This window comes from Mesotoga sp. Brook.08.105.5.1 (assembly GCF_002752635.1).
Lineage (GTDB): Bacteria > Thermotogota > Thermotogae > Petrotogales > Kosmotogaceae > Mesotoga.
Map to the genome: position 1 here is coordinate 13,892 of NZ_AYTW01000027.1, position 14,461 is coordinate 28,352.

At 45.3% G+C, this 14,461-nt stretch carries 9 protein-coding genes; 6 read left to right on the forward strand and 3 right to left on the reverse strand.

Annotation, left to right across the window (positions count from 1 at the left end; translation table 11 throughout):
• Positions 1 to 537: 537 nt before the first annotated feature.
• Positions 538 to 3,477: an HD domain-containing phosphohydrolase gene (locus V512_RS09390; RefSeq protein WP_243392356.1), complete on the forward strand. Its 2,940-nt coding sequence runs from the start codon at positions 538 to 540 to the stop codon at positions 3,475 to 3,477.
• On the opposite strand, the gene V512_RS09395 is transcribed toward V512_RS09390, so the two are convergent.
• Both V512_RS09395 and V512_RS09400 read right to left on the reverse strand, forming a co-directional pair.
• Positions 3,474 to 4,976, reverse strand: coding sequence for a hypothetical protein (locus V512_RS09395; RefSeq protein ID WP_099830219.1), 1,503 nt, complete (start codon positions 4,974 to 4,976; stop codon positions 3,474 to 3,476). The two genes, V512_RS09390 and V512_RS09395, sit on opposite strands and share 4 nt — an antisense overlap.
• 9 nt (positions 4,977 to 4,985) lie before the next feature.
• Entirely contained in the window at positions 4,986 to 5,741 is a 756-nt protein-coding gene (locus V512_RS09400; RefSeq protein ID WP_099830220.1) for an ABC transporter ATP-binding protein, read from the reverse strand.
• Between the two features lie 187 nt (positions 5,742 to 5,928).
• Between V512_RS09400 and V512_RS09405 the strand changes: the two genes are divergently transcribed.
• The 3 genes from V512_RS09405 (at position 5,929) to V512_RS09415 (ending at position 11,088) form a co-directional block, all read left to right on the forward strand.
• Positions 5,929 to 8,052, forward strand: coding sequence for an MMPL family transporter (locus V512_RS09405; protein ID WP_099830221.1), 2,124 nt, complete (start codon positions 5,929 to 5,931; stop codon positions 8,050 to 8,052).
• A gap of 68 nt (positions 8,053 to 8,120) precedes the next feature.
• Entirely contained in the window at positions 8,121 to 8,630 is a 510-nt protein-coding gene (locus V512_RS09410) for a 2'-5' RNA ligase family protein (protein ID WP_099830222.1), read from the forward strand.
• 109 nt (positions 8,631 to 8,739) lie between these two features.
• Entirely contained in the window at positions 8,740 to 11,088 is a 2,349-nt protein-coding gene (locus V512_RS09415; RefSeq protein ID WP_099830223.1) for an ATP-binding protein, read from the forward strand.
• 109 nt (positions 11,089 to 11,197) lie between these two features.
• Here V512_RS09415 and V512_RS09420 read toward each other — a convergent pair whose 3' ends face one another.
• Positions 11,198 to 12,208, reverse strand: a complete 1,011-nt coding sequence (locus V512_RS09420; RefSeq protein WP_099830224.1) for a phospholipase — start codon at positions 12,206 to 12,208, stop codon at positions 11,198 to 11,200.
• Positions 12,209 to 12,336: 128 nt separating this feature from the next.
• Between V512_RS09420 and V512_RS09425 the strand changes: the two genes are divergently transcribed.
• Positions 12,337 to 13,566: an alpha/beta fold hydrolase gene (locus V512_RS09425; RefSeq protein WP_099830225.1), complete on the forward strand. Its 1,230-nt coding sequence runs from the start codon at positions 12,337 to 12,339 to the stop codon at positions 13,564 to 13,566.
• On the forward strand, positions 13,563 to 14,252 hold the full coding sequence (locus V512_RS09430) for an aspartate/glutamate racemase family protein (protein ID WP_099830226.1): 690 nt from the start codon (positions 13,563 to 13,565) through the stop codon (positions 14,250 to 14,252). The genes V512_RS09425 and V512_RS09430 overlap by 4 nt, the downstream gene beginning before the upstream one ends.
• Positions 14,253 to 14,461 lie beyond the last annotated feature (209 nt).

Here is a 14,461-nt window from a genome sequence, read left to right on the forward strand (position 1 = left end):
CAGGGTCACGCCACCTGTATGCCGGTCACCATCTGGACAGTAAGCAGGTTTCCTCCAGACTTATCCCGGGATAGTTGGTCCTCCCGGTTTAGATGACACTAAAGGTCCTTACGACACGTTCACGGTGGTTCACTTGTATTCGTCTCCTCTGGTACTCACCTGACGGGATCACTGTCCCGCCTTTTCCCGTAACGTTCACTACCATGGCTCTTTACCACAGCAGCTTACGGTGGTTTGAAGCCTCCACCTGCATGGCGGCTTCGAGGGGCCCTCCCTCATCTTCGATTAAGCATGGCTTGAAGTTTCCTTCTTCGCCTTCTTGGCACACACCAACCGCAACCAGTATTGTGGAAACAACTATGGAGATTCCACATTATAAATCTCGCAATCTTCACTATAATTTTAATGCAAATGATTGATTCTTAAGAAAATGGCATTGCTCAAACGATCAGTCTTCAAAACTCTGATCTTGAAGAATCCTTTAGCGGTCAAGAGCCCGTCACTGAGTAGTGCTTTCTGGGTATCGTGAAGGCAAAAATGATAGACTTGACAAAACCAGTCGTTTCTCATACAGGAGTATTTATGAAGAATTGGCTTATAGCTGTCTCTCTTGCTTCAGTAGCAACGCTTTTCTGGGCCGTTATAGGTTTTGCGGTGACAGAAGTCAGGTATTCTGAAGTTGAAAGTCAAATTGCCAACTCAGCAAGAATGATCGCGGAAAACACTGCAAAGACCACATTAATCGGCCACTTTCATCGTGATTCGTTTTATGAAGCTGTTATGCTGAATGACAACGATTTCACCAATCACTACCTAATGGGGATGCTGGCCAGTAATATGCATATCAAAGGTGTTGCTGTTTTTTATAATGATGAGGTTTTTGCGTCTGCTGGTGAGAAGTTTGAAATTGCCGTCACGCCTACTGTTGAAGGAGGAGACTACTCGGAGATCTTCTCAGTGGGCAACGATCTTTTTGCAATTTCTGCCTTCACCAACAACGCTGGTTCAGAGAGCTCAAAGGATGGGTATGTCATTCTGAAGCTAGATCTCGAGGGAATTCTGAGTCTGCTTACAACAGAAGGATACAGCTTGAACAGCGAGAAGGGGAGTCTGCTATTAGCAGGAGTCTCAGTTTCTCTTGAGCGCAGATGGCTACCGGCTAACTATGCCGCAATCGCTTTCGTCTTTCTTCTGACATTCGCCTTCACCGCTACTATACAGCGAATGGCTGGCAAGAAGTTTCTTTTCAGAAGGAACAGAGAAATGTCTCTGCTTCTGGAAAAGATTCCGACACTGATCTGGTGCTTCAGAGATCAGGAGACTTTCGGAATCGTCAATGAGTCGTTTGCAAAGTTTTTTGGCAGGCACCCGGAGGAAATTGATGGGAAGAATGTCTTTGAGATTCTCACGGAACATGAGGCAATAGAATGTGTTGAGAGCAACAAGGAAGTTTTCGCTCGAAAAGAGAAACTTGCTTTTGAGCAGAATTCAGAGAACTCGATTGGAGAGCTAAGAATCCTGGAGATTACGAAGACGCCGGATATCGACGAGTTCGGAAATATTAAATCCGTGGTTTGTTCTGCAAACGATGTCACAGAGGAAAGAAAGGCTCTTAGCAAGATCAAGCTCATCCAATTTGGGCTGGATAACTCGAACGATGAGGCCTACTGGATTGCACCTGACGGCACGATACTGTATGCAAACAGCGCAGCCTGTAAGAATCTTGGATACACAAAGGATGAGATTTCCGGACTGAAGGTAAATGATCTCGATAAATCGATGGAGGCAATGGATAGAAGAGTAAGCTGGGAAAGGCTTAAGTCGAAAGGAAGGGATACATTTGAAGCCTATCATGTGAGAAAGGACGGCTCTGTCTTTCCCGTCGAGATTAACAGGAATTATTTCAGGTACGATGAAAGCGAATACGAATTTACTTTTGCCCGAGATATATCTGAACGCATGAGAAATCTGGAGATTCTTGAGAGAGATAGGTTCAGAATAGAACGGCTTCACGATGCAGCTCTCAATCTGGAAAGATGCGGAACCCTCCAGGATGTATATGACTCTGTGATTGAAGCAGCTAATGAGATCCTTGAATTTGATATATGCTTCATCTGTGTCAACGAAGAGGATAATCTAGTAATCAAGGCATCTTCCAACCTAAATCCGCGAGACCCAATTGTAATGCCGAAAGATGTTGGAATTGTCGGGAAGACTTTCAGAGAGAAGAAGCCTTACATAATCGATGATATCCAGGAGTTCCCCGGCACTCTCAAATCAAACGACATCTACCGTGCTGGCCTAAGCGTTCCGATTGGAGATGTTGGAGTCTTTCAGGCGATGTCCGCGAATAGGTCGAAGTTTGGCCAACAGGAGCTAAGACTGACTGAACTTCTTATGTCTCACGTCCGCGAAGCGATCGTGAGAATCGAGACCGAGAAGCGTATGAATTACATGTCTCTTCATGACGGGCTTACTGATTTGTACAACAGGTTCTATTTCGAGGAAGAACTCATCAGGTTGGAAGGATCGAGATTCTATCCTATTTCAATCGTTTCGGCCGATGTCGACGGTCTGAAGCTAATTAACGATACGATGGGCCATGCAAGAGGAGATCAGATACTTTTGGAGTTTTCGAGAATTCTGAGATCCTGTTTCAGAAAGAATGATGTTATTGCAAGGTTTGGTGGAGACGAATTTGCAGTTATTCTCATACGAACGGATGAAGCTACTACCGAGAAGATCGCGTCGAGAGTCAGGGAGATTGTCGGTAAATTCAACAGAGATCACATCGGACCTCCTCTGAGTGTTTCCATGGGAATCGCTACCAGTAAGGGACAGGAACAATCTCTTGTCGAGACTCTGAGGCATGCAGATGACCTGATGTATCGTGACAAACTTTACAGGAGCTCCAGCGTCAGAAGCCAGATGGTGAACACGCTGCTAGTTACTCTTGCCGAAAAGGATCAAATCTCTGGCGGTCATGCGAAGAGACTGCAGAGGATGTGCCTAGAACTGGGAAGAAGAGCAGGACTGAGTTCTCGGCAACTCAGCGACCTAGCGCTTTTTGCTCAGGTTCACGATCTAGGAAAGGTTGGAATTCCAGATAGAATACTATTCAAACCAGGCCCACTAGATGATGATGAATGGAAAGTGATGAGACTTCACCCAGAAAAGGGATACAGGATCGCCGTGTCATCTCCAGACCTCTCTTCAGTCGCAGATCTAATTCTCAGGCATCATGAAAGATGGGATGGTGAGGGCTATCCTCTGGGTATCAAGGGCGATAAGATCCCCGTTGAATGCAGAATTCTTTCTATTGTAGATGCCTTTGATGCAATGACAAATGACAGACCATACAGCAAAGCCAGGAACAGGCAGGAAGCAATTGACGAAATAAAGAGATGTTCCGGTACTCAATTTGACCCCGAACTGGTGATTAAGTTTAGGGAAATGATAGAGATAGAGTCTTTCTAGATGCTCTTGATTATTTGTGAGATTTTTTTGTAGCTCAGAAGAGATATAAGAAGCGCTACTGCCAACGATGATAGTGATATTAGAAGGAGCCAAGCTGTGCCGGTGCCGTCAACTGCGCCTTTCAGAATCAACGTGATAGGCATTATTGCCCCAAAACTCAATCCCATGCAGATCAATTGGTTCAGAAGAACGAATTTCGTTCTCATGAATGCATTCGGATTATCCATTTGATCGGGAGGTGACGAAAGAACACCTCTTATACCGAGCAGAGAGGATGTCACATAAAGCACAAAGACAGCCGGAACAACCATAAGATAACCGAAAGAACCTCTCTTGATCAAGATGCTTACGCCTAGAACGCCCACAAAGAGAACTGTCCCCAACAGAACAGGTAGAGTGGTTTTTATGGCTATCATCCTTCCCAGAGAAAGAGGCAATATCTTTGTAGTCTCAATAAAGGGATACTCTCTGCCCATCAAAAAGGCGGATTGTATAGTGGTGAAGATGGTACTAATAAGTACCATAGTGAAGATCGATGTTACTACTTCTTCTGATATAAGTCCAAAAACAAGTCCAAAGACAACGGGATAGAAAAGATAGTATATTAGCTGTTCATAGCGTCTATATATCTTTAGTTCTCTTCTGAGCAAAACCCATCCCCGCCTGTCATTGAAGGTCACGGTCTTCTGCTTGTTCTTGGAATATGATACCGGTTCGAATTTGATAGATGAGGCAACCCTGAAAAAAACATATCCCAGCAAAGGAATTGCTGCTACTCCAACTAGGAGGTACAGAGGGCTTTCCGAAGACTTAACACTCCAGGTGAAGATATTCATAGGGTTTGAAAAAACCTCCCAAGCGCTTGCCAGCTTCTGCAGATAAAGCGGTATGTTATCCGTGCTCTGTGGAACTAACTGAACTATTATGAAGAACATGAAAGCTGCCGCAATTTGAACGATGAACATTACTTTTCTTGCGACTGCCCTGGACATGAATTTCCCAAGAGCTACAGAAACGATGGAAGCCAGAAGTACGGTGTTTATTACCACGAGAACAAGTGAAGGGATTCCGATCCATGGATTGGGATCGATCCTGAGATGGTATGGAAGAGCGATTCCCAGAAAGACGGACAGAGTGAGCCCCTGATATAGGGTCGAGATAATAATCTGATAGACTATGATACTCACTCTCTTTACCGGAAGAACGAGAAGCATGTCTATCTCATCGTTTCTCATGAAGAGATAAGACGATGTGGCCGAAAACGAGATTAGAAAGAACAGCCCTGAGATTGTCAGAAAGAATCCGGCCATGACCTTGCCAAGGGAGACGCCTTCAACGGCTACTCCAGAAGTCGCACCATACACGTTCCAGAGAAACATTCCGATCATGATTGTGAATACTGCAAAGACGAATAGCTGGCCCGAAAGGCCTCCTCTTGTGCCTTTCTTGCCCGGAAACATGAAGAGCTTGTACTTAAGGAACAGCTTAAGGTCGTTCAAATAGACACCTCACAATGCGCCTACAATTTCCTGGATGTCTTCGTTCTCGCCAGTAAGCTGCAGGAAGAGGTTCTCTAGAGTCTCTTTGTTGTCGGCTCCTGCTCTCTTTCTTAGCTCATCCATCGTGCCCTCGGAAATAAGCTTCCCCTTGTTGATTATGCCTATACGGTCGCACATCTTTTCCGCTATCTCCAGCACGTGTGTGGTCATGAAAATGGTAGAGCCTTCGCCCTTATACTTCTCAAGAAGCATCTTAAGTATCTTCGCGCTTCTTGCATCGAGACCTACGGTCGGCTCATCCAAAAAGATGACTTCTGGTCTCCTCATCAGAACAGAGATAACCATTATCTTCTGTTTCATACCGTGAGACATCTCAGATATCATCTTCCCCAGATAATCTATTCCAAACGCTTCACATAGTTCGCCGACTCTCTTCTTCGCTTCTTGTCTCTTATCGGGAAAGACATCCATAATGAACTCAAGGAACTCCGCTCCTGTAAAGTAGGAATAGATTCTTGGTTCTTCAGGGACAACACCGATCTTGCTCTTTATCTGAAGCTCATTATTCGAGTAGTTCATGCCGAGGATTTTTATCTCTCCAGAAGTAGGTCTAAGCGTACCGGTAAGCATTCTAATCGTTGTTGTCTTTCCAGCTCCGTTTGGTCCCAGAAAGCCATATATCTCGCCAGAGTTCACCAGCAGATCTATCTCGTCTACTACGGGGCTCTTATCGAATGCTTTCGTAAGTTTTTTACAGTCAATCATCTAGCATCCCTCCAGACGGTATTGCTTCAGGACGATCTTCGTGTATGACCCGAACCTATTCTACGACAAGACCCGATACATTTCACAAAATGTCAAGAAATTCTGTTGATCTGGCAGATGATTCCTATACAGCGCAGGCAATCCTGTTGCCGGATGATATAATTGGCTAAGTTTATGAGGTGGGCATATGAGAAAAGCTGTCTCCTTCGCATTATTAGCTGCCGTAGTAATAATTCTATTGTCGGGAATCAACGGTCTCAGCTTCGATCCCTCGCCCGCAGCATTTCTGAGCCATGATGATCCTGAACTGGCAGCGTTCAACCGAATCGCGGAGGTTTTTGGAGACACTGGATCGATCATGGTGATTCTTAATGCATCGGAAACTCCACTCGAGCTTCTGAAAAGAATATCAGATGAGATAAAGTCTCTTGACTGGGTCAACTCGGTGTTGTCAGCCACTGAAGCGATGAAGCTGGGAAGGTTCAATCTTTTCACTTTGAGAATTCCAACTGAGGACTACGTGTACTTGGAAGATGGGAAATTGGTGCTGAATGAAGATCTGCTGACAGATCCGATATACAGTAACCTGCTGATATCTTCTGACGGCAGCTATTACGGCATACTGATTACAATCGCAGACGGAAATGAGTTGAGCAGCGACACACTTGTCCCTGAACTTCGATCGAAACTCGATTCTCTCGATGTAAAGGGCTATAGACTAATTGGAGAGAGCGTTGCCAACACAGAGACATTCAGATCAATAATCGATCTTACCTTCAAGTATCCACCTTTCATTCTACTTGCAATTCTCATGGTCTACGTAATCAAGTTCAGAAAGGTCTCGCTTGCTTTGCTTACACTGGTTCCTCCTCTAGCCTCCGTAATGGCGATAGTTGGAGTAATGGGTATAATGAAGCTTTCGATCAACAGTTTGACCGTTATGATCCCTTCATTTATCGTCATTATTGGAAGTGCATACGGGATGCATTTCCTCTCAAGGTTTGAAGAAAACATTCATCTTAAGAATGCCGTCAGTCGGACAGTTCACGAGGAGAGAGTTCCTGTTCTTTTATCTGCTTTGACAACGATGGCAGGCTTTTCTTCATACATTCTGCTCGACTTGAAGGCCTTTCAGGAGATGGGTATATTCGTCTGTTCAGGAATCTTCCTCTCTGCGGTTTTCACAATTGTCGTGCTCCCGGGACTTGTGCCTTCAAGAGAAACTGTGAATCCGCAACGTGCATCACCTCCAAGAGACGTAAATCGTCTTGCGAAAAAGGTAGTTGTCTGGGCCGTTATAGTGGGCAGTATCGCCTCTCCTTTTCTGATCATGACAATTCCAATGACTATTGACCAGTATAATTTCTTCAAAGAGAATTCGGAGATTAGAAGAAGCGCAAACACCATGAAAGAGGCTTTCGGTTGGCTGACAAATTATTCGCTGATGGTTACACCAAAAGAAGGGGATAGCATTGCATTAACGACAGATCATGTAGAGAGTTTGGAAGCGTTCGAAGCGGAGCTAAAGAGACTTGATGGAGTTTCGAAGGTCATGAGTCTACTCGATCTGTCAAGAGAGACGGGTGTTCCGTTGACGCTTATGGTGAGAGCACTGAACTCAAGTGATGTTTTCGGTGACTCTACAACACTTCTTGTGAGCGACAATGCTATACGATTCAATCTGTTCTCTCCGGAGAGCGACAGTCGAAGCGCCGAAAAACTGAAGTTGGCCGTCGAAGAACTAATAATGAGCTATCCGGAACTGGATGACAATTTCAGGTTCAATCTGGCTGGAACTACGCTTATATGGAAGAGCGTGAACTCCTCTGTTGTTAACAATCAGATTCAGAGCTTGATAGTATCGTTTGGGCTTATCATGCTCCTCCTATTCACGATATTCAAAAGTTTGAAGTCGACAATCATCGCCACGATACCTATTCTCCTTACAACTCTTTTCAACTTCGCTTTTATGGCGCTTTTCAGGATCCCGTTGAGCATTTCTACAGCGCTCATTTCGGGAATGTTGATGGGACTGGTAATCGATTATTCGATTCACTTCACTATCTGGTTCAGGAGGTTCGGCGATTCACGTAGGGCATATCAACAGACCGCAAATGCAATTCTTGCAAACGGGCTCAGTCTTGTTGCTGGCTTTTCAGTTCTTCTGCTTTCACCTCTCTTGTTGTACGTTGATGTGGCGAAGTTGATGGTTAGCGGACTTGTTGTGGGAATGGTTCTTACTCTAATACTTCTGCCAGAGATCGCATCTAGAAGTAAGAAGTTTTCTGATAGGGCAAAAGCCTCTGACTGATATAATTCACTTATATTCAGATTGGAGGTGGCGTTCTGAAAGCTCTCGTTTCTCTTCTTCCAGACGATCTGAATCGGTTTGTCAGAGAGCTGTGGGATGAATTGAAAACAGACTTCGGATTACGTTCGGTTATGCTCAATCCATTTCCACACATTAGCTATTGCATTTTCGAAGAGACGACTGTCACTTCAGATTCCATGCTTGAAGAGATTGCGGCCGTTATGGGTGCCTTCCCGGCAAAGACAGAATATCTTGGTATTTTCACTGGTGAGAGACCGGTTATTTTCATTGGAGTAGCTAAAAGTCCTAGTTTGGCTTCTCTTCATAAATCGCTATGTAAAGTCCTTTGTGAAGCGGTAGACAGCAAAGCAGCCGTTTACAGCGAGACTCGCTGGATTCCTCATATAACACTTGCCTATGGAGATGATATTAATCGAAGCAACATAGGTCCTGTGATGGAGAGACTTGCATTCAGGGACTTCCATCATGAGTTTGTAATTGACAATCTGGCAGTTCTTGAAGAGATTCCAGAGAAGGGAATTGTTGTCAGTAAGAGCTTCAGACTCACCTGTTCCTGAAGACAAGCTGGTCTATCTTTATGAATCATTTTTCGTGACTTTCAGTGTCTCAGATGGGCTCTCAAAGAGTCCAATTTGTTATAATCGATCAGAAGAAGGAGGTAGATGAATGAAAAGAATTGGCTGGAAGGAGATAGATTTGAAAATTCCACTGCCGAAGAATGTAAAGTCAACTGAATGTTTAAGTGAACTAGAGGAGTTCATCGGACAGGAGAGAGCCATAAGAGCTTTGGAGACAGGGCTTCATATAAACGCAAAGGGATACAATGTTTTTGTTTCCGGCAGTAACAACACCGGAAGAAGGACATTTGTCAGTCGTTATCTGAAGAAGAAGGTCGAAGGAACAAAGACTCCGGGCGACTGGATATATGTCTACAACTTTGATGAACAAAGGTCGCCAAATTCAATTCCACTTGAAGCGGGCGCTGGGAAGGTATTTCAGAAAGAGATGAACGAGTTTGTTGAGATAGCTATCAACTCGATCAGCGAGAGCTTTCAGAGTGAGGACTACCAGCAGAAGGTAACTTCGATCCAGAATGAGCAATCGGAAAAGCGTTCAAGTATGCTGAAGGAATTGTTAGAAAAGGCGAAAGAAAAGGATTTCACTGTTCAAATAAACCAGACAGGAGTTGCAACGATTCCTCTCTGGAACGGTAAACCGCTTACCCAGGAAGTGTACGAAGCCTTACCGGAGGAATACCAGAAGCAGCTTACCAAGAAAGGCGAGGAAGTCCGTGAATTAGTCAACTCGTATCTTCTTAGATTGAGCAAGATGGAAAAGGAGTATGGTGAGAAGTACAAGGAATTGAATCGAAACGTGGCTTCTTTCGCAGTTGAAGGTCACATAAAGGAGATGAAAGACAAGTTTAGCAAGAACAAAGAGGTCGTTGATTTTATAGAGAGCATGAAGGAAGACTTGCTTGACAATCTGGGAGTATTCTTCAGCCAGGAGATCGACTCCAAAGCTTTCTTCGGCAAGAGATATGCGGTCAATCTGTTTGTCGACAACTCGGGAATAGAGGGGAAACCCGTTGTGGAGGTAACAAACCCCAATTACTCCTCCCTTTTCGGAAGAATAGAGTATGTAGCAAAGATGGGAATGCTTGATACCGACCACACCATGATAAGGCCAGGCGCAATACATAACTCGAACGGCGGGTATCTTGTCCTTGATGCCAAGAGCGTACTGAGCGAACCCTACGTCTGGCAGACTCTGAAGCAGGTACTCTTTTCCGGTCTCGAAGGAATTGAGAATCTAGAACACAAGATCGGTCTCTTATCGACTGTTAGTCTGAAGCCTGAGCCAATTCCGCTGGATATAAAGATAATCATGATAGGCGAGCCGTGGATATACAGCATGTTAAGTACGCTCGATACGGATTTCAAGAAGCTCTTCAAGATTAAAGCCGAGTTTGATTGGGAAATGGCGTTGGAGAAGGACACGATTGGCAAGCTCTGTGGGCTAACCTGCAATATTGTGAGGGAGAATACTTTGAAGCCGCTTGAAAGGGACGGAATCAAAGAAGTGATAAAGAGAGCGATATTCCTTTCGGGAAGCAGGAAGAAAGTCTCGACTCAGTTTGGTACCCTTGAACAGCTCCTCCTGGAGAGCTCGGCCATGGCGGATATGAAGAAGCACGATATGATAGAGGCTGAGGATGTATCGACCGCTTGGGAAGAGATGCATACAAGGGTCTCCCTCTATCAGGACAAGATAAAGGAAATGTTCAAGAACTCGACATTGATGGTTCAGACAGATGGTGAGCTTGTTGGTGAGATAAACGGTTTGACAGTAGTCCAGACAGAGGATCTCTCTTTTGGAATACCGGTGAAAATAACTGCCAAAGCCGGTCCGGGCAACAGCGGTATAGTTGACATACAGAAAGAATCGGAACTAAGTGGAAGCATCCACAACAAAGCCAGCCTGACTATTCAGGGATACATGAGTTCGAGATATGCGCAGCAATTCCCGCTGAGTCTGAACGGTTCGATAAGTTTTGAGCAGGTCTATTCGACAGTTGAAGGGGATAGCGCTTCCGTGGCGGAGACAGTCGCTTTCCTGTCTGCAATTGCCGATGTACCGATTAAGCAGTCAATAGCAGTTACGGGCTCGATCAATCAAAGCGGAAGAGTCCAACCCGTAGGCGGAGTTCAGTACAAGATTCAGGGCTTCTATGATCTCTGCAAGATAAAGGGGTTTACCGGTCAACAGGGAGTGGTCGTGCCTCAGGCGAACTCTGACAATGTTGTTCTCCCTGACGAAATAATTAATGCCATTAAGGAAGGGAGATTCAACATATGGACCGTTGAGACCGTGGACGAGGCCATTGAGGTACTGACGGGCATGAAGTCGGGAAAGCTCGGGAAGAGCGGAGAGTACTCGCCTGGCAGCTTCAACCAGAGGGTAATAGAGAAGTTGATGAAGTACTATGAGATAGCTTCTCAATCGAAGAAATGACTAAGCAAGATACGTAAATCAATGGTGGTTGTTCAAATGGCCAATAAGAAAAATGGCGACAGACATATCTGGCATGTCCATCGCCATTTTTCGTAAGGCAGCTACCTGATCATGATTCGGAGTCTATTGCCGCGAATCTGTTCAGCATATAGTTTATGTATCCCTTTACATAAGAAGCAGTCTCTCTGAGAATCTCAACGGAGAGGTTGTCTAATTTCGATGTCTTGCCTGCTTCGTGAAGATCATCGAAATACTCTTTGCCTAGCCAGACTGCCTGAGGTTTCTCAAGTTCATTTCCCATAACATGTTTGAGTTCATAGTATACTGGATTGAGTTTCTCTCTGGAGTACTTCCGCAAATCTACCGCGGCCTGCTTCGGATTCTTGACGATTCTGGCAGGAACCTCTTCGAGCGCCATTAGCAGGGGCTCGTATTGTCCCCAAATCAAATAACCACCGTAGAAGTCGTATGCGAAGTGATAATTCGCAAAGATGGCGAGCCACTTGTCCATGTTGAAAGGAAGCTTCAGCAGTTCGAAAAACGGCGCGGGGAATGTATGAAAAGGCTGGCCGACATCTTCAAGATAGTGCATTGCTCTACCCATGAAGCGGTATGCCCAATAATGGTCTCCTCTGGAATAAGCGATCTCGGCCAGATCGCTGAAGTACTGAACGACGTCAGTCACTTCTCCGACTCTAACGAAGAAGAGCATTCTGTATTCCATGTGTCTTAATCCCTGGCTGTCTCCGAGGAGCGTCTCTATTCCCTTTAGTTCGAGCCCCTTATCCATGCCTAGATCGGGCTCGTAAGAATAGACCGAAAGGATCTGCCACAGGGGTGCCAAATTGTCAACAGGTCTGGGGTTTGGGAAGACTGCGCTGTATAGGTCGAGATCTTCTTCCGGCAGATAGCTCTCGCCGAGATAATCGTAGAAACCCTCTATGGCCGGATTGTATTCACGAGTGTCAACATCGGCGTATGTGTACGGGGTTATCTCAACGTACTTGTCAAAAACCTCCTCATACTGGGATACAATCAAATACGTTAGAGCATCGTGCCCCGACCATGAAAATCCGAACACGGCTAATAGCAGTATTAGAATCATCATCACCTTTTTCACGTAACCACCTCCAATTCTTATAATAACAGATTCAAACTGCATTATTGTCTTCTTGATACCGATTAGCTTCGTGATAGGCAAGCTTTCTGATAGTATTGTCTAAGAAAAGCAGTTTAGGGAGGTGCAATATGGCCGACGCTTCTAGAGGAGTTTCAAGAGGCTCATTAGACGTGCGGATTCTTCAAGATATTGAATTTGATTTCCAGCTCTACAGGTCTCTTGGTGCAGTATCGTACGAAGGAGGCACCGTAGGAGAGATTCTTTCGCTTGTACCGCATATAGATTGTGAAGACCCATCAACTTGGGTGAAGTCATTCAAGGACCTGGCAACAAGGTTGAAGAACCACGCTCTGAAGGTTTTGCAGAAGGGCAATAGCGAGACTGCTAGACAGGAGTTTCTGAGAGCAGCAAGTTACTTCAGAGCAGCAGAGTACTTCGGAGATCCTCGAGACTCTAAGACAAGGTACATCGGTATGGAAAGCAGAGATTGCTTTGTATATGCTTTCAGAACCACTGATATTCAGTTCGAAGCTGAGAGAATACCCTACGGTGAGGATTTCATTCCGGCGTACTGGATTGCTCCAACGACCGGCGGCACGAAGAAGACGATAATTATGATGAGTGGTTTTGACGGGACATCGGAAGAGATGTATTTCCAGGCAGGCTCGGCCGCTTTGCAGAGGGGTTACGCGGTTGTTCTCTTCGATGGCCCCGGTCAGGTAGGAATGAGAAGGTTTTCGCCCGAGACTCCGTTGCGTCCTGACTACGAAGTTCCGATTTCCAAAGTTGTCGACTATGCTTTGTCGAAGGAGGATGTCGATCCATCAAGACTCGCGCTGTATGGCATTAGTCTCGGAGGTTATTTCTCACTTAGGGCCGCTGCTCACGATTCCAGAATAAAAGCCCTGATTTCCAATTCACCTGTTACCGATATCTACAAGTACCTATCTGCATTTGCCGGAGAAGCTATCAATTCTCCTGAAGATATTACACTGGAAACGGTCGACCTTGTGCCCTCGGAGTATTTGTCTAAGGCTCAAAAGCTCCAGCTCGTCAACATAATGCTCAGGTTCGGCGAGGTCTCCATGTCCAAGGCTTTCAAAAGAATGAGGGATTTCGTTGTAGGCAACGCTATAAAGAGTATTCAGGTTCCATTCCTTGCCATGGTGGGAGAGGGAGAAGGAGAAGAGGCGCTCATCCAGGCAAGGGAAGCCTCAGATAACGTTTCGGGAAAGTCAACAATGAGAATATTCAAGAAGCAGGAAGGCGCAGATTCCCATTGTCAAGTTACTAATCTTCCTTTGTCCAATTCAGTGCTTCTTGATTGGCTGGACGATGTTTTTGGAGCAACGACATGAAGCGTATTGGCCTTTTGGGTGGGATGAGCTGGGAATCATCACTGGAGTACTACAGATTGCTAAATGAAATGGTCAAGAACAGGCTTGGGGGATTGCATTCCGCAGAATGCACCTTGGCTTCAGTTGATTTCGGCCCCGTTTCGGAGATGCTAAAGAGTAATGACTGGAAGGGTATAGAGAGGGTCTTGACTGCCGCAGCCATTGATCTGAAGAGAGCGGGTGCAGACTTTCTTATCATATGTACCAACACAATGCATCTTTTGGCCAGAGAAATCGAAGGAGCATCAGGGCTTGAAGTCCTAGAAATCGGTAAGGCAGTCGGAGAGGAGATCGAGAGAAGGGGACTTGAAACCGTTGGACTCCTCGGCACAAGATTCACTATGGAGAGGGCTTACTACAAGGATACTTTGGCGGGATTTGGCATAAATGTTATCGTTCCTTCAGCTGAAGAAATGGTAGTAGTAGATATGATTATCTTCGAGGAGCTCTGCAAAGGAATCTTCAGGGAGGAATCAAAGTCAGTCTATAAGGCAGTGATTAAGGGTCTTCAGTTCAATGGAGCCGAGGGAGTTATCCTTGGTTGCACTGAGATACCTCTGCTGATCAAAGAATCAGACGCTGACATTGCCGTTTTCGATACTACGGCCATTCACGCCCGGGCGGCCGTCGATCATGCTCTTGCGTGATTCGGAATCAAGAATACTGAATAGTCCACAGTTCTCTAGAGAATGCATGACGCATGAGATTGACTCACAAGACAAAAGCGTTTTGCTTCTGAATCGGTAAGTTCGACCGGATCCGAGATTCCAAATCACTCTTGTGTGAATCTCGACAGGGAAGGCTATTTTCTCAGGTAGATACTGCTATTCACATGATTAGCAGCTATTTCAAATTA